The sequence below is a fragment of the Sulfitobacter delicatus genome (assembly GCF_900102535.1).
Taxonomy (GTDB): Bacteria; Pseudomonadota; Alphaproteobacteria; order Rhodobacterales; family Rhodobacteraceae; genus Sulfitobacter; species Sulfitobacter delicatus.
On the sequence record NZ_FNBP01000003.1, the window covers coordinates 26,991 to 46,151 of the forward strand.

Annotated in this window: 16 protein-coding genes; 7 read left to right on the forward strand and 9 right to left on the reverse strand. The window is 62.9% G+C overall.

What is annotated here, in order from left to right:
- Nucleotides 1-132: 132 nt before the first annotated feature.
- Nucleotides 133-453 (reverse strand): DUF6280 family protein, encoded by a 321-nt coding sequence (locus BLS57_RS06525; RefSeq protein WP_093740440.1) that lies wholly within the window; start codon nt 451-453, stop codon nt 133-135.
- 222 nt (nt 454-675) lie between these two features.
- On the opposite strand from BLS57_RS06525, the gene efp reads away from it, so the two are divergent.
- Nucleotides 676-1,239: an elongation factor P gene (efp, locus tag BLS57_RS06530; RefSeq protein WP_093740442.1), complete on the forward strand. Its 564-nt coding sequence runs from the start codon at nt 676-678 to the stop codon at nt 1,237-1,239.
- A 67-nt stretch (nt 1,240-1,306) separates the two neighbouring features.
- Here efp and ygfZ read toward each other — a convergent pair whose 3' ends face one another.
- Entirely contained in the window at nt 1,307-2,053 is a 747-nt protein-coding gene (ygfZ, locus tag BLS57_RS06535) for a CAF17-like 4Fe-4S cluster assembly/insertion protein YgfZ (protein WP_093740444.1), read from the reverse strand.
- A gap of 64 nt (nt 2,054-2,117) precedes the next feature.
- Between ygfZ and BLS57_RS06540 the strand changes: the two genes are divergently transcribed.
- The gene (locus BLS57_RS06540; protein WP_093740446.1) at nt 2,118-2,801 is read left to right on the forward strand and encodes a TIGR04283 family arsenosugar biosynthesis glycosyltransferase; all 684 of its coding nucleotides are present in this window, start codon (nt 2,118-2,120) and stop codon (nt 2,799-2,801) included.
- Between the two features lie 80 nt (nt 2,802-2,881).
- Here BLS57_RS06540 and BLS57_RS06545 read toward each other — a convergent pair whose 3' ends face one another.
- The gene (locus tag BLS57_RS06545) at nt 2,882-4,738 is read right to left on the reverse strand and encodes an ABC transporter ATP-binding protein (protein WP_093740448.1); all 1,857 of its coding nucleotides are present in this window, start codon (nt 4,736-4,738) and stop codon (nt 2,882-2,884) included.
- 240 nt (nt 4,739-4,978) lie between these two features.
- Here BLS57_RS06545 and BLS57_RS06550 point away from each other — a divergent pair, with 240 nt between their 5' ends.
- Nucleotides 4,979-6,190: a pyridoxal-phosphate-dependent aminotransferase family protein gene (locus tag BLS57_RS06550; protein ID WP_093741181.1), complete on the forward strand. Its 1,212-nt coding sequence runs from the start codon at nt 4,979-4,981 to the stop codon at nt 6,188-6,190.
- On the opposite strand, the gene BLS57_RS06555 is transcribed toward BLS57_RS06550, so the two are convergent.
- Entirely contained in the window at nt 6,187-7,290 is a 1,104-nt protein-coding gene (locus BLS57_RS06555) for a pyridoxal phosphate-dependent aminotransferase (protein WP_093740450.1), read from the reverse strand. The genes BLS57_RS06550 and BLS57_RS06555 overlap by 4 nt on opposite strands.
- A gap of 116 nt (nt 7,291-7,406) precedes the next feature.
- On the opposite strand from BLS57_RS06555, the gene BLS57_RS06560 reads away from it, so the two are divergent.
- Nucleotides 7,407-8,198: a crotonase/enoyl-CoA hydratase family protein gene (locus tag BLS57_RS06560; RefSeq protein WP_093740452.1), complete on the forward strand. Its 792-nt coding sequence runs from the start codon at nt 7,407-7,409 to the stop codon at nt 8,196-8,198.
- 439 nt (nt 8,199-8,637) lie between these two features.
- On the opposite strand, the gene BLS57_RS06565 is transcribed toward BLS57_RS06560, so the two are convergent.
- Together BLS57_RS06565 and BLS57_RS06570 are read right to left on the reverse strand one after the other, a co-directional pair.
- A complete protein-coding gene (locus BLS57_RS06565) occupies nt 8,638-11,571 on the reverse strand; it encodes a valine--tRNA ligase (RefSeq protein ID WP_093740454.1) in 2,934 nt (977 codons plus the stop codon).
- A gap of 91 nt (nt 11,572-11,662) precedes the next feature.
- Nucleotides 11,663-12,103 carry an Lrp/AsnC family transcriptional regulator gene (locus tag BLS57_RS06570; RefSeq protein WP_093740456.1) on the reverse strand — a complete coding sequence of 147 codons (441 nt, stop codon included), beginning with the start codon at nt 12,101-12,103 and terminating at the stop codon, nt 11,663-11,665.
- Nucleotides 12,104-12,205: 102 nt separating this feature from the next.
- Between BLS57_RS06570 and BLS57_RS06575 the strand changes: the two genes are divergently transcribed.
- From BLS57_RS06575 to BLS57_RS06585, 3 genes are all read left to right on the forward strand, one after another.
- Nucleotides 12,206-13,345 (forward strand): type III PLP-dependent enzyme, encoded by a 1,140-nt coding sequence (locus tag BLS57_RS06575; protein WP_093740458.1) that lies wholly within the window; start codon nt 12,206-12,208, stop codon nt 13,343-13,345.
- Nucleotides 13,346-13,436: 91 nt separating this feature from the next.
- A complete protein-coding gene (locus tag BLS57_RS06580) occupies nt 13,437-15,734 on the forward strand; it encodes a xanthine dehydrogenase family protein molybdopterin-binding subunit (protein ID WP_093740460.1) in 2,298 nt (765 codons plus the stop codon).
- Nucleotides 15,735-15,750: 16 nt separating this feature from the next.
- Nucleotides 15,751-16,800, forward strand: a complete 1,050-nt coding sequence (locus BLS57_RS06585) for a DUF2235 domain-containing protein (RefSeq protein WP_093740462.1) — start codon at nt 15,751-15,753, stop codon at nt 16,798-16,800.
- A gap of 3 nt (nt 16,801-16,803) precedes the next feature.
- Here BLS57_RS06585 and BLS57_RS06590 read toward each other — a convergent pair whose 3' ends face one another.
- The 3 genes from BLS57_RS06590 to BLS57_RS06600 form a co-directional block, all read right to left on the reverse strand.
- Nucleotides 16,804-17,184, reverse strand: coding sequence for a GFA family protein (locus BLS57_RS06590; protein ID WP_093740464.1), 381 nt, complete (start codon nt 17,182-17,184; stop codon nt 16,804-16,806).
- Nucleotides 17,181-17,924 carry a rhomboid family intramembrane serine protease gene (locus BLS57_RS06595; RefSeq protein ID WP_093740466.1) on the reverse strand — a complete coding sequence of 248 codons (744 nt, stop codon included), beginning with the start codon at nt 17,922-17,924 and terminating at the stop codon, nt 17,181-17,183. The genes BLS57_RS06590 and BLS57_RS06595 overlap by 4 nt, the downstream gene beginning before the upstream one ends.
- An 81-nt stretch (nt 17,925-18,005) precedes the next feature.
- Complete coding sequence (locus BLS57_RS06600; RefSeq protein ID WP_093740468.1) at nt 18,006-19,157, reverse strand: amidohydrolase; 1,152 nt, start codon at nt 19,155-19,157, stop codon at nt 18,006-18,008.
- Between the last annotated feature and the right edge of the window lie 4 nt (nt 19,158-19,161).

The window sequence follows — 19,161 nt, forward strand, 5'->3', positions numbered from 1 at the left end:
CCTCTAGTTTGGCGCAAACTGGCGCAAATCTCGGGCAGGGGGAAGGGCGGCACGGCCCTTTGCCGCCCCTCACAAGACACAAAAAAACGCAGCCCGAAGGCTGCGTCAATCAGTCCGCGTCGCGGATATGTTTCAGGCGGCTTCGGCCTGAAGCGCGGCATTGCGGCGCTCGGATTCTTCGCGCGACAGGGCGACGGAGGTCCGCACACCTTTGCCGACAAAATCCATCAGACCTTCGACAACCCGCTCGTTGGGGTCGATCCCGGCGCAGCTCAGCACTTCGCGGCCATCCCGCGAGCGGGCCCAGCGGGCGATCTGTTCTGGGCCGTTGCCATATTTCTTGTCGTCGGCAATAGCGTCATCCAAAGCAGCGAGAACCACAGCAGCAAAGAGCTTGCGTGCGCGGTTGCCTTGCTCATTGTTGAAAGCGGTGCCATCAACGAAATCTTTCATCTCGTCGTCCTTTCGATTATTCTTGCTCTTGTCATTCGGGCTTGAGGCTCCTTATGACGGATATCGCGCGATTCGGATACCACTATTTAGCATACCACCCATGCAAAATGCGCATATCTAGTTGTCGCAGCGACGTCCGGATATCGCCTGCTTGCAGGGGACCATCCCTCCCGATATAGAGCCGGACATCTTATCATCAACCTTATGTCGTGGTTTTGTCACATGCCCAAGATTAACGGAAACGAGATCCGCCCCGGAAACGTCCTTGAACACAACGGTGGCCTCTGGGCGGCGGTGAAGGTCGATCACGTGAAGCCTGGCAAGGGCGGTGCCTTTGCACAAGTCGAGATGCGCAACCTGCGCAATGGCTCCAAATTGAACGAACGCTTCCGCTCTGCGGATAAGGTTGAGCGGGTGCGTCTGGAGCAAAAAGATCAACAATTTCTGTATGAAGACGACGGTATGCTGGTCGTGATGGATACCGAGACCTATGAGCAGGTGCAGCTGGACGCCGAGCTTCTGGGCGACACCCGTCCCTTTTTGCAAGACGGCATGATGATCGTTGTGGAGTACCATGAGGCCGAGGCGCTGAACGCCCGCCTGCCGCAGAAAGTGGTCTGCAATATTGCCGAGACCGAGCCGGTAGTAAAAGGCCAGACGGCGGCAAATTCTTTCAAGCCTGCCATCTTGGAAAACGGTGTAAAGATCTCCGTCCCCCCCTTCGTTGGGCAGGACGAAGCGATCGTGGTGAACACCGAAACCATGGAATATGTCGAACGCGCCTGACGCGACGTCATTCTGCGATGCATGGATCAGCCCCGGTTTTGCCGGGGCTTTTTCGTGTTTGGGGGGCTTATTCGCTCGGGCCGGGCCAGGTGACCTCAGCCTCATCGGCCTGCATCGGTCCTTTGGCGCGGTCAAAGCGCAGGTGCGCCAGCGCCTGGCCGCCCGACTGGGTGAAAAGCGTGCCCGCAGGTTTGCCGTCCGCCGTGATCGCCGTGCCGGGGTCCGCAGCGCCAGAGATATCGACCCGCGTCAGCCCTTTGCGCAACTCGGTCTTGTGCTTCATCCGCGCCGTGACCTCTTGGCCGACATAGCAGCCTTTGCGGAAGTCGAGGCCGTTTATCTGGTCCAGACCTGCTTCGAGGATGAATGTATCTGGCGTCAATTCAACACCAGTCTCGGGGATCAGGTGTTTTACCCGCAGCGCGTCCCAGTCCACATCATCGCCGGTTTGCGGGGCCTCGCGATAGGCGCGCCAGCCCATCTCCGGGTGCCGAGGGTCGGCCACAGCATCCTTAGGCGCTTCGCCGAGCCCGCGGTGGAGGTGCAGGTCCGCCTGCTCAATCGTCACCTTGGCCCGCAGCTTATACATCGACAGCCGCTGGGTCAGCATGTCGCCCAAACTCTCATCCACGTCCAACAGCACGGCGTCGCCCTCCGTGATAAGAACGAAATCCGCCATATATTTCCCCTGCGGCGTCAGCAGGGCGGCATAGACCGGGCCTTGGTCCAGCTTGCTCACGTCATTGGTCACGATTCCTTGCAGGAAGTCGCGGGTGTCGGGGCCTGTCAGGCGCAGAATGCGGCGCTTGGTCATGCGGGTATCCTTTGATTGCTGGCCATGACATATAACCTGCCGAAGCCATCCAAAAGGGGCAACCATGCGCGCGCCGATCTCTGTCGTCATTCCTACGCTTGAGGCGGCCAACGCGCTGCCCACCTGTTTGGCCGCATTGGTCGAAGGCCTGCAAGCCGGGCTGATCCGCGAGGTCATCATCAGCGACGGCGGCTCTCAGGACGGCACTCAAGCAATGGCCGAAGGCTGGGGCGCGGAACTGGTCACAGGCACCCCCTCGCGCGGCGGGCAACTCAGGCGCGGCTGTGCCAAGGCACAAGGCGATTGGCTGCTTGTGCTACACGCAGACACTATGCTCGCCCCCGGTTGGACTGACGCGGCCCAAGATCACATGGCGCAGCACAGCACGGCGGCGGGCTGGTTCCACCTGCGCTTCGATCAGGGCGGCATAGCGGCACGCATTGTCGCAGGTTGGGCCAATCTGCGCAGCCGTCTCGGCCTGCCATATGGCGATCAAGGGCTCCTGCTGCCCCGAAAGCTGTACGAATCCGTAAGCGGCTACCCAGATCAGCCGTTAATGGAGGATGTAGCCCTAGCCCACGCGCTCCGAGGGCAACTGCGCCCCCTCGATGCTGTCGCAATCACCAGTGCCGATAAATACCGCCGACAAGGCTGGCTGCGCCGCGGGTCTCGCAATCTCTGGACCCTGATCCGCTACCTACGCGGCACCAGCCCCGAGATCCTGGCCAAAGCCTACCGACGCCCCTGATCCCAACTCTTTTTGGCCAAAAATACTTGGAGGGGGCCCGGGGGAGGAAATCCCCCGGGGGCCAGCCTCAAAACGCCCAGCTACCCAAAGAGCGCCGAACCAAGCCGTTGCAGCAGATTAGGCTGCATCCGCTTTTCATGACGCGCCCGGGCATTCCGAGCACTCATCCCACGCGCATCCGTGACTGTTTTCCCATCGCGGAATTGCAGGCGGTACAGGTCCGCATAGATGCCGCCACGCGCCATCAACTCGTCATGGGTGCCTTCGTCCGTCACCTGACCCCGGTCCATCACCACGATCTTATCCGCGCTGCGAATGGTGGAAAGCCGGTGCGCGATGACAATCGTCGTCCGGCCCTTGGCAAGCCGGTCCAGCGCATCCTGCACGACCTGTTCGGATTGCGCATCAAGCGCACTGGTCGCTTCGTCCAACAGCAAAATGGGCGTATCGCGCAGCAGGGCGCGGGCGATAACCACACGCTGACGCTGCCCACCCGAAAGAGCCGAGCCACGCGGGCCGACGCGGGTGTCCAGCCCCTGTTCCAACTGCGGCAGGAAGTCGGCTACATGGGCATCTTTCAACACTTGTTCGAGGTCCTTGTCCGTGAGGTCCGTGCGCCCCAACACAATGTTTTCGCGCAGGGTTTCGTCAAATAGCAACGCCTCCTGCGTCACGACGGAGAACATGCCACGCAGATCATCCAGTGCCATGGCGTTCGTATCTGTCCCGCCGATCTGCACTTGCCCGGATTGCGGATCAATGAGCCGTGTGAGCAGATTGAAGATCGTCGATTTGCCAGCACCTGAGGCCCCGACCAGTGCCGTGGTCTCCCCCGCCTTGGCGGTCAGGTTCAGCGCATCGAGCACTTTGGCATCGCCATAAGACAGCGACACATCCTTCAACATCACGTCAGGCGGCCCGTCGGGGGCAGCCACCGGCTTGGCCGGGCTGCGCAAGCGCAAGGGCGCGTCGAGCAGTTCCTTGATCCGCTCCAGCGCCGCCGCCGCCATTTGCCACAACCCGCTGATCGCCCCCAAACGGCGCAGCGGCGAGAACATAAAGCCAAGCGCGGTGAAGAAGGTCATGAACTCACCGATGGTCTTGTTGCCCGCGATAATTTCCGAGCCGCCATAGACGATGACGGCCATGAACCCGATGCCCGACATGATGTCGATCATCGCTGGGATCGCAGAGTTGCCAAAGGCGGCGCGGACTTCGGTGCGGATAAAGGTGCGGGTCAGATCGCGGTATTGCCGGGCCTGATAGGCTTCCAGCGCGTTCAGCTTGATCTGAACGATGCCGTGAAAGACTTCATCCAGCCGTGTCGAAAGGCTCGCCCCCAGATCACGTGCCTCGCGCGAACGGGCGCGGACAAAGCGCTGTGCCACGGCGGCGGGCAGGATCATCAGCGGCACCCCGATCATCGCCAAGAGTGCCCAGATCGGATCAATCGCGATGGCCACGCCCATGAGGATCACGAGCCCGACCAAATCACGCCCCGCGCCGGTGATCACCGCACGCCAGACATCGCTGACCGCGTTCACATCCGATTGCACGCGTTGCACCAGAAACCCGGGCGGGTGGCTTTGGTGAAAGGCCCCATCTTGCCGCATCATGCGGTCCAGCAGATCGATCCGCATATCTGCAGCGGTCCGCTGCGCCACGCGGGTCAGCAGCACCTTTTGCACCACCGTCGCCAGCGCCCGCAGGGCAAAGATACCCACCAGCACAAGCCCGACCCAGACCAGCGCGCCGCGGTCGCCGCCGACAAAAACCCGATCAAACATCGGCTCCATCAGCTTGGCCAAAACACCTAGCGTAGAGCCTTCAATGATCATGAAAAACACCGCGACCAACATGATCTTGGTGTGCTTTTTCAGGTAGTCCCGCCAAAGCCAGCGCATTAGCTCGGCAGAGGTGTAGCTTTCATCGTTCATCCAGCTTTGATCCTTTTGGGCAATCGGGTCAGGTGTATTGAAGGCGCGGGCTCAGGGCAAGCAGCGCGCGTACCAGCGGACCACCAACGGTTTGGTAGGGGCAGCAGGAGCACAGCGCGGCGGATCGCGATCTGATTTCCCAAAGTACGCGCAACAACCCGCAGTTGACCGCACCTTTGCGCGGAGTAAGGTAGCGCCGACCGCAGCCTGGTCGCGCAAAGAATGACGGCAGCCAACACCATGACAACGCAAGCTAAACCGGCTCCGGGCCGTTCCTATCTCGCCATTCCCGGTCCCTCGGTCATCCCCGAAGCGGTGCTGAGCGCAATGCACCGTCCCGCGCCCAATATCTACGAAGGTGAACTCGTGGATATGATGCCGGGGCTTGTCGCGGACCTCAAACGCGTGGCCCGCACCAAACACCATGTGGCAATGTATATCAGCAACGGCCACGGGGCGTGGGAAGCGGCGCTGAGCAATGTGCTCGCCCCCGGCGACCGGGTTCTGGTGCTGGCCACGGGCCGCTTTGGCCACGGGTGGGGTGAAATGGCGACGGGGCTAGGGGCCGAGGTAGAGGTGCTGGACTTTGGCCGTTCCGGGACGATCGACCTAGATCAGGTGAACGCCCGTTTGCAGGCAGACTATGCGCATCAGATCAAAGCGGTCATGGCGGTGCATGTGGACACGTCCTCCTCCGTCCGCAATGACATCGCGGCATTGCGCGATGTGTTGAAGGCGCAGGATCACCCTGCGCTTTTGATGGCTGATTGCATTGCCTCTCTGGGCTGTGAACGGTTCGAGATGGACGATTGGGGTGTCGACGTCATGGTGACCGGTTCGCAAAAAGGTCTGATGGTGCCGCCGGGCATGGCTTTCGTCTTTTTCAACGACCGGGCCGAGGAGGTGCGCGAGCGCTTGCCCCGCGTCAGCCGCTATTGGGACTGGCGTACCCGCGCCCATGCGACGGAGTTCTATCAGTATCACGGCGGCACCGCCCCGACGCACCACCTTTACGGCCTGCGCACTGCGCTGGACATGATCCATGAAGAGGGGATCGAGCAGGTTTGGCGTCGGCACACGACCTTGGCGCGCGCGGTCTGGGCCGCCTGCGAAGCGTGGGAGGCCGAAGGGTCTTTGCGATTGAATATCGAAGACCGGGATTTGCGCAGCCATGCCGTCACAGCGTTGCGCCTGCAATCGCCTCATGCGACGGAGTTGCGCAATTGGGTGCAGGAAAACCTCGGGCTGACGCTAGGCATCGGCCTTGGCATGGCCGCACCGGGAGAGCCTGCGTGGCACGGGTTTTTCCGCCTGGGTCACATGGGCCACGTCAACGGCCATATGATCATGGGGATGCTCGGCGGGATCGAGGCCGGGCTGTCCGCGCTCAAGATCGACCACGGCCCCGGCGCGCTTGAGGCCGCAGCGCGGGTGATTGGCGGCGAGGGCTAGGCCCCGCGCGCCGCTTTGAGCGCTTCGGGCAGGGCCGCAGCGAAGAGGTCGAGGTCTTCTGGCCTGCCGCAGCTCACCCGGATGCAGCGGTTTTGCGGCGCGGCGAAGGGCATACGGACAAAGATGCCCCGCGCCACCAGCGCATCGAGCACCGCTTTGGCAAAGGTGCCGTCTTGGCCGCAGTCGATGGCGACGAAATTCGCGGCAGAAGGCAGGACGGTCAGACCGCTTTCCCCGGCGATCTGTGCAATGCGGTCGCGGGCGTCAGCGATCTTGGTCTGAACCTGTGTGAGGTAGTCTTGGTCCCGCACCGCCGCCAAAGCGCCCGCCTGCGCCGCGCGGTTCAGGCCGAAGTGATTGCGCACTTTGTGGAAGGCCGTGATCAACTCAGGCGCCGCAATCGCATAGCCGATCCGCGCGCCCGCCAGCCCGTAGGCTTTGGAGAAGGTGCGCATACGGATCACGCGGGGATCATTGGCGGAAAGCGCGGGCGCGGTGCCTTCGGGGGCGCATTCAATATAGGCTTCGTCCAGCAGCAGGAGGCTGTTCTGAGGCAGGTCATCCAGTGCACGTTCCAGCGCCGCGCCGTCGTGCCAGGTGCCCATCGGGTTGTCGGGGTTGGCGAGGTAGACAATTTTTGCATCCACCTCTGCCGCCTTGGCGAAGAGGGCCGAGGGGTCTTCGCGGTCATCGCGGTAGGGCACTTTGTGCAGCACCCCGCCAAAGCCTGTGACGTGGTAGTTGAAGGTCGGGTAGGCACCTTCTGAGGTCACCACCGCATCGCCTTCGCCCACCAGCAGCCGGACGAGATAGCCCAGCAGCCCGTCGATGCCTTCGCCGACGATGATGTTTTCGGGGGCGATGCCATGCAGGTCGGCGAGGGCGGTACGCAATTCGATGCTTTCAGAGTCGCCGTATTTCCAGTGCTCGGTCTCGGCCATCGCCGCCATGGCGCGGGGGGAGGGGCCAAAGATGTTCTCATTGGCCCCAAGCCGCGCTTTGAAGGCGCGGCCAAGGCTGCGCTCCTGTGCTTCGGGTCCGACAAAGGGGACATTGGCGGGCAGGCTTTGAGCGAGCGGGGTGAGGCGTGCATGTGTCATGGGGCAGGTTTAGGGGCCGTGTCGCGGCAGAGCAAGGGCTGCGTGCTGCCGCGACGTTTTGCTGGCGCGGCGCGGCGATCTGCGGTGAACTGCGCCAAACAGTCAGGAGAAGTGCCATGCCCCGCGTCGAAGTTCGGATCGAAGACCATATCGCCCATGTGACCCTCACCCGCGCCGACAAGATGAACGCGGTGGATGACAAGATGATCGAGGCGATCATCGCGGCGGGGCAGGAGGTCGCGGCCTCGGATGCGCGGGTTGTTGTGCTCTCGGGCGAGGGCAAAGGGTTTTGCGCGGGCATCGATATTGGCGGTCTGTCGGGGATGCTGGGGCAGGACGTCGAGGCGTTGATCATGCCGCGGACCCATGGGGAGGGGACGACGAACAAGTGGCAAGAGGTGTCGATGGTTTGGCACCGTTTGGAGGTCCCGGTGATCGCGGCGCTGCATGGGGTGGTTTACGGGGCCGGGATGCAATTGGCGCTGGGCGCGGATATCCGCATCGCCGCGCCGGATACCAAGCTGGCGGTGATGGAGATGAAATGGGGCATCGTGCCGGATATGGGCGGCATGGTGCTGTTGCCGCGTCTGGTGCGCTCGGATGTGCTGCGGCGGTTGACCTATACGGCGGCGCCGATCAATGCGGCTCAGGCGGAACGCTGGGGGCTGGTGACGGAATTGGCGGATGATCCGCAGGCGGCGGCGTTGGAACTGGCGCGGGTGATTGCGGGCAAGGGGCCGAACGCGATGCGGGCGGCGAAGCGGTTGATCGGGTTTGCGGAGGCGGGGGCAACGGAGGCGGAAGTGCTGGAGGCTGAATCGCGCGAGCAGACGGCGTTGTTGGGTAAGCCCGAGCAGATGGAAGTGATCGCGGCGGAGTTTGGCAAGCGGCCTGCGGTGTTTAAGTAGGCTGGATGGCGCGGCGATTGTGCCAAGCGAGATCGCCCGGAATCAAGGCCGAAGGCCGCCGGGCAGCGCCAGACTGCCCGGACGGGCCGGCGCTTCTGCTATTGAAGCGCTGTCCTGCGAACCGTTCGTATGCGCGGCAGAGATAAACTGCCCAACTGTGACGTGGGAAGCGTCACCCCGCGGTCTGACACCGCCTGGCTTGCGCATCGTCAGCGTTACTCGCACCAGCCCGGAATCAAGGCCGTAAGGCCGCCGGGCAGCGCCAGACCGGCCCTTGGGCTGGCGCTTTTGCAGTCGGAGTGCTGTCCTGTAGGCCGCTCATATGCGCAGCAGAGATAAACTGCCCAATTGATAGCGGGTGAGCGCCATCCCCCGGTCTGGCGCTGCCCGGCTAGCGTGTCGTGTTTGGTGTGGCAGCTAAATCGCCGCGCCTTTCACCTCACCCCAATTCAGCCAGCCGGTCCAACGCTGCCTGCAACTGATCCGCCTCTTCCTGACGCGCATCCAGATTGGCCTGCGCTTCGGCCACAACCTCTTCCGGTGCCGATGCCGCGAACTTGGGGTTATTCAAGCGCCCTTTCAGCCCGCCGATCTCCTTGCCCAGCTTGTCGAGCGACTTTTGCAGACGTGCCTTCTCAGCATCGATGTCGATCAACCCAGCCAGCGGCAGACCAAAGCTCGCCCCCGGCGCGGCGATGGACACCGTCCCTTTGGGGAAGCTCTCGGTCCGCTCGAGGCTCTCGACCCGCGCAAGACGCTTGATCATCACCTCATTGCGATCCCACGCACCCTGCGCGGCGTCGTCCATCTCGGTCACCAGCATCGGCACCTTCATGCCCGCAGGGACATGCATCTGCTGGCGCGCGGAACGGATGCTCTCGATCAAACCGATCACCCAGTTCAACTCGCGGTCGGCTTCGGCATCCAGCAGATCGGCGGTCGTATAAGTTGGCCAATCGGTCAGGGCGAGCAACTGGTCGCGCTTGGTTGTGGTTTGCCACAGCTCTTCGGTGATGAAGGGCATGATCGGATGCAGCAGCACCAGACATTGCTCAAGCACCCAAGCCATAGTGGCGCGGGTCTCAGCCGCCTCAGGCGCGTCGTCCTGCAAGAGCGGCTTGGACAGTTCCACATACCAGTCGCAGACCTTGCCCCAGACAAAAGCGTAAAGCGCGTTGGCGGCGTCGTTGAAGCGGAAGTTGCCGAGCGCCGCGTCCACCTCCTCGCGGATGCGGGCGGTCTCGCCGACGATCCATTTGTTCAGCGTGGCTTCGGGCTTGGGCATAGCGGCGGGCATGCTGTCGAAGACGTTGTTCATCTCGGCAAAGCGGTGGGCGTTCCACAGCTTGGTGCCGAAATTACGATAGCCTGCAATGCGTTGCGTGCTGAGTTTGAGGTCACGCCCCATCGCCGCCATGGAGGTCAGCGTGAATCGCACAGCATCCGCGCCAAAATCGTCGATCAGCTCCAGCGGGTCGAGCACATTGCCCAAGCTTTTCGACATCTTCTTGCCCTTCTCATCGCGCACCAGCGCGTGGACATAGACGGTGTCGAAGGGTTTTTGATCGACCACGGCATATTGCATCATCATCATCCGGGCGACCCAGAAGAAAATGATGTCAAAGCCGGTGACCAGCACGGAAGTGGGGAAGTATTTTTCCAGCTCCGCCGTCTGCTCGGGCCAGCCCAGCGTGCCGATGGGCCAAAGGCCGGAGGAGAACCATGTGTCGAGGACATCGGGGTCGCGGCGCAGGGTCTTGCCGGGGGCCATGGCCTGCGCCTCGGCCTCGGTCGGCGCGCAGTATTCATTGCCTTCGTCGTCGAACCACACCGGGATCTGATGCCCCCACCACAGTTGGCGCGAGATGCACCAAGGCTCGATGTTCTCCAGCCAGTGGAAATAGACCTTGCGGTCCTGCTCGGGCAGGATGGTGACTTCGCCGGAACGCACGGCATCAATGGCGGGCTGCACGATCTTGTCGGTGGCGACAAACCATTGGTCTGTCAGCATCGGCTCGATCACCACTTTGGAGCGGTCGCCGAAGGGCTGCATAATTTTTTTGGCCTCGACCAGCGGCACAAGGTTCTCTTCCTCGGTGCGCATCTCGCCACCCTCTGCGGGCTCGACGGGGGCTTTCTTGGCAACGCGGCCAAGACGCGGATCGGTGGCTTCGGTCATCACCGCAAGGCCCTCGGCGGTCACGTCCTCGACCACGCGCTTGCGGGCTTCGAACCGGTCGAGGCCGCGGTAGGCGTCGGGCACCAAGTTGATCTCGGTCGCGTCTTCGGGGGCGGGCTCGGAGCCCTCGGCGATGGCCTGCGCGCGGGCGGCGGCTTGGTCGTAGGGCAGGCCGTCAGCGCGCATCTGGCCTTGGGTATCCATCAGCGCGTAAAGCGGGATGCCGTTGCGCTTGGCGACGCCGTAGTCATTGAAGTCATGCGCGCCGGTAATCTTCACGGCACCGGAGCCGAAATTCTTGTCCGGGTATTCATCGGTGATGATCGGAATGAGGCGGCGCTGCTCTTTCGGGCCAACGGGAATTTCGCAAAGTTTTCCAACGATTGAAGCGTAACGCTCATCCGATGGATGAACTGCCACCGCGCCGTCGCCGAGCATGGTTTCGGGCCGGGTGGTGGCGATGGAGATATAGTCGCGGGTCTCTTCAAAGAGCGTGTTCCCGTCTTCGTCCTTCTCCACATAGGTATAGGTCGCACCGCCCGCGAGGGGGTATTTGAAGTGCCACATATGGCCGTCGACTTCGGTGCTTTCGACTTCGAGGTCCGAGATCGCGGTTTCGAAATGCGGGTCCCAGTTGACCAGCCGCTTGCCGCGGTAGATCAGACCTTTGTTGTACATATCCACGAAGACCTTGATGACGGCGTCGTGGAAATTGCCCTCTTCACCCTCGGGCGCACCGGGCGCGCCGGACATGGTGAAAGCGTTGCGCGACCAGTCGCAGGAGGCGCCCAAACGGCGCAGCTGGTCGATGATCGTGCCGCCGGATTTCTGCTTTTGCTCCCAGACCTTGGCGGTAAAGGCCTCGCGGCCCAATTCGCGGCGGCCGGGCTGGCCCGTGGCAGCCAATTCACGCTCCACCACCATCTGCGTGGCGATGCCCGCGTGGTCTTGGCCGGGCTGCCAGAGGGTGTCGAACCCCTGCATCCGGTGCCAGCGCACCAGAATGTCCTGCAATGTGTTGTTAAAGGCGTGGCCCATGTGCAGCGAGCCGGTGACATTCGGCGGCGGGATCATCACCGAGAAATGCTCATCCCGTTGTGCGTTTGCGCCGGCCTTGAACGCGCCTTTGGTTTCCCAATCGGCGTAGATGCGGCTTTCGGCCTCAGCGGCGTTGAAGGTCTTTTCGAGTGCCATGGTCAATGATCCCTTTTGTTGCGCCCCGTTTAGCGGGCTGGCGCGGCGAGGGAAAGACCTATGGCAAAGCGGATTTGGGGCGGGGAGGGGCTTAGCCGCGCCGGTCGATCTTTGTGCTGAGGTGGATCAGGCTTTCGCTGCCTTTGACGCCGCGTGTCTCGCCGATGCGATCAAGAGTTTCGTCCAGCTCATGCGTGGTCTGCGCGGCGATCTGTACCAGCAGGTCAAAGCGGCCCGAGGTGGTGTGCACGACCTGCACGCCGGGCAAGCTGCGCAGACGGGCGAGGACGGCTGGGCCGGCGCGTAGTTCGATATTTACGAGCGCCGTGGCATGGAGGGGGGCGCAGGCGGCTTCGCCGAGGCGCAGGGTGTAGCCCGCGATGGCGCCGCTGCGCTCCAACCGCTCCAATCGCGCTTGTACCGTGGTCCGGGCGAGGCCGAGTTTGCGGGCGAGATCGGCGATGGGTTGGCGGGCATTCCCTTGGAGGGCCGCAATCAAAGCGCGATCTGTGTCGTCTATTTGTGGTGTCATGTCGTCATTGTGCCCAAAGTTTCCGTCATATTAGGCGGTCTGCCACGATGAATCGACCGAAATTCGTGATTCACTGGAGGGAATTAATAATGTGAGGTTCCGATGCAGCATACCGCCCCTTTGTCCGACATGCCCGCCGCCTTTTTGGCGAAACATAGCCCAGACGCGCCGGTGCTCTTTCTCGCACCCTCGGTCCTTCAAGCCACGGCGCGGCGGTTTCAGGCGGATTTCGACGGGCTGGTGACATATGCGGTGAAAGCCAATGACCGAGCCGAGGTGCTTTCGAACCTTGTCGCGGCAGGGATCACGACCTTCGATGTGGCCTCCCCCGCAGAGGTGGCGGCAGTGCGGGCGGTCTGTCCGCAGGCAGTGCTGCATTACAACAATCCGGTACGCTCGGAAGCAGAGGTGGCTGCTGGGATCGCGGCGGGGGTGGCAAGCTGGTCGGTGGATGACCCCTCAGAACTGGCAAAACTGGCTGACGTGCCGCGCAGCGCAGAGGTGGCGGTGCGTTTCGCGCTACCGGTTAAGGGCGCGGCCTATGATTTCGGCTCGAAATTTGGTGCAGCACCGGAGTTGGCGGCTGAACTGCTGCGCAAAGTCGTCGAGATGGGCTTTACCCCCTCGCTCTGTTTCCACCCCGGCACGCAATGCAATGATCCGCAGGCCTGGGCGCAATATGTGCGTGCGGCGGCGGGCATTTTGCGAGCGGCGAATGTCTCGATTGAACGCATGAACATCGGCGGTGGCTTTGCTGTGGATCGCGGATTTGATGCGCCGGATCACCGGGCGGTTTTCGCTGCGGTAAATGTCGCTTTGGCTGAGAGCTTTGGCGACGATGCCCCGACACTGCTTTGCGAGCCGGGCCGTGCGATGGTGGCGGATGCCGGGGTTTTGGCCACACGGATCAAGGGCATGCGCGCTGAGGGGCGCACAGTCTTCTTGAACGACGGGATTTATGGCGGGCTGCCAGACCTGCGCGACATGGGGCTTTCCGGCCTCGTGGATGTCGTCGGGCCGGATGGCGCGCTGCGCCGAGGCACGGCCACCCCGCGCATCGTCTTTGGCCCAACCTGCGATTCGCTTGACCGGCTGCCGGACGGGCTGCCACTCCCCGAAGACGCGCAGACCGGTGACTACCTCTTGTTCGGCGGCATGGGCGCTTATTCAATCGCTATGTCGACAGCCTTTAACGGTTACGGATTGGGCCGGGTCGAACTGGTCTCTGGGCTCGGCACCTAAACTTCCAGCGCTGCCGGGCGCGCCTCTGGACACCACCGGTGCGCCCGCTACTGTTGACCTGAAGCAGGACAGGCAGTGAAGGCAGCGCAAGATGGAGAAGTTCGGAAAGAGTCAGCCGGTCAAACGGGTGGAGGATCACCGTTTTTTGACCGGGCATGGCCGTTATGTGGATGACATCGCGCCGCAAAATGCACTGCATGGTTTCTTCTTTCGCGCCCCCGTGGCGCATGGGGTGATCACCGAACTGGACGTGGGTGACGCCCGCGACGCGGAAGGCGTGCAGGCGGTGCTGACCTGCGCTGACCTCGAAGCGGCGGGCATCGACATCGCCTTGCCGCATACGGTGGTCGAGAACCGCGATGGCAGTAAAGCTGCGGCCCCGCTGCGGCCCATTCTGGCCAAAGACCGCGTGCGCTATGTAGGGGAGCCGGTGGCGCTGATCGTTGCCGAGACGTTGCAGCAGGCCCGGGATGCGGCCGAACTGATCCAATTCGACGCCGACGACCTGCCCGCAAAAATGGACATCGCCCCCGGCGGCGAAACCCTGCACCCCGAAGCGCCGGACAACCGCGCCTTTGACTGGGGCATGGGCGATGAGGCCGCGGTTGAGGCAGCCTTTGCCAAGGCGGCGCATCGCGTGAAGCTGGAGGTCGGCGACAATCGCATCATCGTCAATTCGATGGAGCCGCGGGGCTGCTATGCGGAATGGGCTGAGGGCCGTTTGCATGTGGCGCTGGGCGGGCAGGGCGTTTGGGCGCATAAGGGCTTTTTCGTCAAAGCCTTTGGGCTGGCGGAGGACAACGTGCGCGTGACCAACCCTGATGTCGGCGGCGGTTTCGGCATGAAGGCGATGACCTATCCGGAGTATTTCTGCGTCGCTCAAGCCGCACGGGCGCTGGGCCGTCCGGTGCGCTGGATATCAGAGCGCACAGAAGCGATGCTGACCGACAATGGCGGGCGCGATCTGGTGTCTTGGGCCGAGTTCGCCTTTGACGAAAACCACAAGATCACCGCCTACCGCGTCGACACCCGCTGCAACCTTGGGGCCTATAACAGTCAGTTCGGCCAGCCGATCCAGTCGCAACTGTTCTCAAAGGTCTTGATGGGCGTCTATGACGTGCAGGACACCTATCTGTATGTCGAAGGCTATTACACCAACACCGTCCAGGTCGACGCTTACCGCGGTGCCGGGCGGCCCGAGGCGATCTATGTGCTGGAGCGTCTGATGGACCGCGCGGCGCGGGAGTTGGGGATTGATCCGTGGGAGTTGCGGCGGATCAATTTCATTAAGCCGGATCAGTTTCCCTATACGACTGCGACAGGTGAACTCTATGACGTCGGCGATTTTTCCCGGCTTTTGACCCGCGCGGGGCAAGAAGCCGATCGCGCAGGTTTTACCGCACGGCGCGACGCGGACGCCAAGCGTGGCCTGCTGCGCGGACAGGGGCTGTGTTACTATATCGAAAGCATTTTGGGTGACCCTGCAGAGGGCGCCAAGGTGGTTTTCGAGGAGGATGGCAGCGTGACGATCTATGTCGGCACCCAGAGCAACGGGCAGGGCCATGAGACGGTCTATGCCCAGTTCTTGGCCGACCAGACCGGCATTCCGGCCGAGCGGATCTTTGTGGTGCAGGGCGACAGTGACCTGATCAAGAAGGGCGGCGGCACCGGGGGGTCACGCTCTGTTACCACGCAGAACAATGCGACGCTGGCGACGGTGGCAAAGATCACCGAAGTCTTCATTGATTTCTTGGCCGAAGAGATCGGCGTTGATGCTGCCGAGATCAGCTTTGACGACGAACGCTTCCGCGCCGAAGGCTCGAACCTGACGCCGACCATGCTTGAGGTGGCCGAGATGGCCCGTGCCAAGGGACGCAGCGATCTGCTGAGCCACCATGAACGCGCCAGCCTGCCGGGGCGCAGCTATCCCAATGGCGCGCATGTGGCCGAGGTGGTGATTGACCCCGAGACCGGGGTGGTGACGTTGGACCGCTATACGGTGGTGGATGATTTTGGCAATCTGATCAATCCGATGCTGGCCGAAGGTCAGGTGCATGGCGGCGTGGCCCAAGGCATTGGCCAAGCGGTGCAGGAGCAGGTGGTCTATGACGAGGACGGTCAACTTCTGACCGCGACCTTCATGGATTACGCCATGCCGCGGGCGGCGGACTTGCCGATGATTTCTTTCACCTCCGAGCCGGTGCCCTCAACGGCCAACCCGATGGGGATGAAGGGCTGCGGCGAGGCGGGGACCGTGGGCGCGCTCGCAGCGGTATCGAATGCGGTGCAGGATGCGCTGTGGGATCATGGCGTGCGGCAGGCGGATATGCCCTTCACGCCGCACCGGGTTTGGGAGATGCTGCAAGGTGACGCAATCGCAGCGGAGTGAAAGTCTGTTTAGACGCATGTTCGGGCGGCTCTGGCGGCGGCCCCCGACGGATTTCGGTCCGCGCCGGGGGGCTGTTACTCATGTGATTATCCTTGATGGCACAATGTCATCACTGGCACCGGGGGAGGAGACCAACGCGGGCCTCGCCTACGGCCTCTGCCGCGAAATGGGCAGCGCGCTGTCGATCTATTATGAGCCCGGTTTGCAATGGCGCGATTGGCGCAGCGCGCGGGACGTGATCATGGGGCGCGGAATTAACCGTCAGATCCGCCGTGCCTATGGCTATCTCGCCTCGCGCTACCGGCCCGGGGACCGGATTTTCCTGATGGGCTATTCGCGGGGGGCTTATGCTGTGCGCTCGCTTGCGGGGGTGATCGACCGGGTCGGCCTGCTTCGGGCTGAGGCTGCGACCGAACGCAACATCCGCGACGTGTACCGTCATTACGAGGCCCAAACACTTAGCGACGCGGGGCGCGCCTTTGCCGCTGCAAACTGCCACGCCGAGGTTGAGATCGAAGCGATTGGCGCCTGGGACACGGTGAAATCATTGGGCATCAACGCGCCGCTGCTCTGGCGGCTATCGCACCCGCGCCATGCATTCCACAACCACGACCTGAGCATGATCGTGAAAAACGGCTTTCAGGCTCTGGCCTTAAACGAAAACCGCGTCGCCTATGGCCCGGTGATGTGGACCACGCCCGAAGGCTATGAGGGGCGGTTGGAGCAGGTCTGGTTCACCGGCACCCACGGGGATATCGGCGGGCAACTCAGCGGCCATGACGCCGCGCGGCCTTTGTCCAACATTCCTTTCGTCTGGCTGATGTCGCGGATGCAAGAAAGCGGGCTGCCGCTGCCGCTTGGCTGGGCGCACCGCTTCCCGCAAGACCCGACCGCGCCGTCGATTGGCCAGTGGCGGGGGCATGGCAGAATCCTCATGTCGCGCCGCCGCCGGGTGGTGGGGGCGGACCCGTCGGAACGGGTCCACGAAAGTGTGGCGACCCGCGCCGCCGAAGCCGCGCGCCCCGGGTTGCTGGCGCGGGTGCAGGGCGCGATTTCGAGTTCGTGAAACTCAGTCGCGATCCGAGGGGTGATTGATCCCATCGGTATAGGGCAGCGGCTCCAACTCCCACGGGTGGACACCTTCGAGCGCGCCAAGGTTCACGCCGCATTCTTCGGGGTTCGAGCGCCGCTGGTGATGGGTGTAAATCCCGCAGGTTTTGCAAAAGTAATGCTGCGCCGTGTGGGTGCCCCATGTGTAGCGCGTCAGGTTCTCGGCCCCTTGCAGTACGGTGACCTTGCTGGCGATGGCCGTCACCGTCGCAGCAGCACGGCGGCGGCAGAAGGAGCAGGTGCAGCGTGAGGCCGAGGCCAAGCCGCGGGGCAAGTGCGCTTCGATCACCACCGCCCCACAGTGGCAGGAGGCGCGGCGGGTTTCAGAGGTTTCGGTCATTTGCGTCTCACTTTCGGAATGCGGCTTTGCATCGGCTCATATGTCGCTTCGGCATGGGGCGGGTGGCCATGGGTGCGCGACCAAAAGGCAAAGCCACCCCGGCGCAGCCAGACGGGCAGAGTTAGCACCAGCCCGGCAATAAAGCCCCCCGCATGCGCCCAATAGGCGACCCCGCCCGTGCCCGGTGTGGCCCCGATGCCGCCGATGAATTGCATGGCAAACCACAGGCCCAAGACGATCCAAGCCGGGATGACAAAGATGCGGAAAAAGATGATGAAGATTAGGAGGATGTCGACCTTGGCACGCGGAAACAGCAGCAGGTAGCCACCCATGACCCCGGCGATCGCGCCGGACGCGCCGACCATCGGCACCCAAGAGAGAGGTTCGGTGATGACCTGCCCAAGCCCCGCCGCCACGCCACAGGCGAGGTAGAAGAGCAGATAGGGGATATGGCCCATCTCATCTTCGACATTGTCGCCAAAAATCCATAAAAACAGCATGTTGCCTGCCAGATGCATCCAGCCGCCATGCAGGAACATCGAGGTCAGCAGCCCCGCATAGCCTTCGCCCGCGCTCAGCCGCGCAGGCAGCAGCGCGTAATTATAGTAGAAATTCCCAAGCGCCTGTTCATCCGCCATCAGCCCCGCGTAGGACAGAAACACCCCAATGTTCAGCGCCATCAGCGCATAGGTGACATAGGGCGTGCGGCCCGAGGGGTTGTGATCGCGGATCGGGAACATGCCGGCCACCTTTTGCCAAGTCCTGCGCCCGGTCAAGCGGCGCGGTTGCGTCCGTCTTAGCTGCGCTTGGGGCGGCTTATGTCAAGCCGCACCAAGCAAATCCCGCGCGATCCGCTCGAAAATGCCCGCCCCGATGGGGATGAGGTCATCGGGGAAGTCATAGTCCGGGTTGTGCAGCGCGGCGTAGTCTTTGCCCGGCCCGAGGCAGAGCATCGCCGCTTTCGCGCCATGGCCGAAAATGCCGAAATCCTCAGAGGCGCGCATCGGCACGCCTTCATCACCGTGCGACACGCCCAAGGCCTCCATCGCGGCGCGGGCGACCTCATAAGCGTCGGGGGCGTTGATCGAGGCTGCGAAATGGTCGAAGATTTCGAGGCTGTGCTTCAGCCCATGCGCGGCAGCGACGTCATCCACAAGGGTGCGCAACTCCGCTTCGATCTCCGCCAGCCCTGCGTCGTGGGTGCTGCGCAGGGTGGTATAGATCACCGCCTCGCCGGGGGCGATGCCAAAGGTCGGCTCGCCAATACGGGTATGGGTGAGGGTGACCAGCCGGAAGCGCTCATCGAGCGGACCACCCACCCCAAGCGCGTCGATCGCCGGGAGCAGTTGCGCCACCGCCAGCGCGGGCGAGGTGCCGTCTTCGGGGTCAGCCGCATGGGCGGTCTTGCCCGTGAGCGTGATCGCCATGCCCTGTGACGCGCAGTTGATCAGGCCGGGACCAGAGGAGACTTGGCCAAAGGGCTGTCCCGGTTCCACATGGATGGCAAAGGCCCAATCGGCGGCAATCTCGTCATAGGCCGGGTCGGCCACGACGGCTTTCGCCCCGCTGCCGTCTTCCTCCGCCGGTTGGAACATCAGCACGACGCGCCCCTTGGCGACCGGGCGGCGCGAGATCATCCGGCCAAGGGCCAGCAGCATGGTCATATGGCCGTCATGGCCGCAGACATGGCTTTTGCCGGAAACTTTGGAGGCCCATGGGATGTCGTGTTCCTCTGGGATCGGCAGTCCGTCCAGCTCGGCGCGGAACAGGACTGTGGGGCCGGGGGTGCCACTGTCGAAGACCGCCGCGACGCCATGGCCGCCGAGGCCCGTCAGGATGCGGGTCGGGGCGAGGGTTTTGAGTTCCGCCGCGATGGTGCGGGCGGTCTCGGCCTCCTCGCCCGAGACTTCGGGGTATTGGTGAAGCGCCCGGCGAAAAGCCGTTAGCTCTTCTATATCGCTGTTCGTCAGCATGGCG

Excerpts from the sequence above, each read along its gene's own strand:
- BLS57_RS06525 (WP_093740440.1), bottom strand. The coding sequence starts at position 453 with ATGAAAGATTTCGTTGATGGCACCGCTTTCAACAATGAGCAAGGCAAC.
- BLS57_RS06585 (WP_093740462.1), top strand. The coding sequence starts at position 15,751 with ATGTTCGGGCGGCTCTGGCGGCGGCCCCCGACGGATTTCGGTCCGCGC.
- BLS57_RS06545 (WP_093740448.1), bottom strand. The coding sequence starts at position 4,738 with ATGAACGATGAAAGCTACACCTCTGCCGAGCTAATGCGCTGGCTTTGG.
- efp (WP_093740442.1), top strand. The coding sequence starts at position 676 with ATGCCCAAGATTAACGGAAACGAGATCCGCCCCGGAAACGTCCTTGAA.
- BLS57_RS06590 (WP_093740464.1), bottom strand. The coding sequence starts at position 17,184 with ATGACCGAAACCTCTGAAACCCGCCGCGCCTCCTGCCACTGTGGGGCG.
- BLS57_RS06575 (WP_093740458.1), top strand. The coding sequence starts at position 12,206 with ATGCAGCATACCGCCCCTTTGTCCGACATGCCCGCCGCCTTTTTGGCG.
- BLS57_RS06540 (WP_093740446.1), top strand. The coding sequence starts at position 2,118 with ATGCGCGCGCCGATCTCTGTCGTCATTCCTACGCTTGAGGCGGCCAAC.
- BLS57_RS06555 (WP_093740450.1), bottom strand. The coding sequence starts at position 7,290 with ATGACACATGCACGCCTCACCCCGCTCGCTCAAAGCCTGCCCGCCAAT.
- BLS57_RS06550 (WP_093741181.1), top strand. The coding sequence starts at position 4,979 with ATGACAACGCAAGCTAAACCGGCTCCGGGCCGTTCCTATCTCGCCATT.
- BLS57_RS06600 (WP_093740468.1), bottom strand. The coding sequence starts at position 19,157 with ATGCTGACGAACAGCGATATAGAAGAGCTAACGGCTTTTCGCCGGGCG.
- BLS57_RS06570 (WP_093740456.1), bottom strand. The coding sequence starts at position 12,103 with ATGACACCACAAATAGACGACACAGATCGCGCTTTGATTGCGGCCCTC.
- BLS57_RS06565 (WP_093740454.1), bottom strand. The coding sequence starts at position 11,571 with ATGGCACTCGAAAAGACCTTCAACGCCGCTGAGGCCGAAAGCCGCATC.
- BLS57_RS06560 (WP_093740452.1), top strand. The coding sequence starts at position 7,407 with ATGCCCCGCGTCGAAGTTCGGATCGAAGACCATATCGCCCATGTGACC.
- BLS57_RS06595 (WP_093740466.1), bottom strand. The coding sequence starts at position 17,924 with ATGTTCCCGATCCGCGATCACAACCCCTCGGGCCGCACGCCCTATGTC.
- BLS57_RS06580 (WP_093740460.1), top strand. The coding sequence starts at position 13,437 with ATGGAGAAGTTCGGAAAGAGTCAGCCGGTCAAACGGGTGGAGGATCAC.
- ygfZ (WP_093740444.1), bottom strand. The coding sequence starts at position 2,053 with ATGACCAAGCGCCGCATTCTGCGCCTGACAGGCCCCGACACCCGCGAC.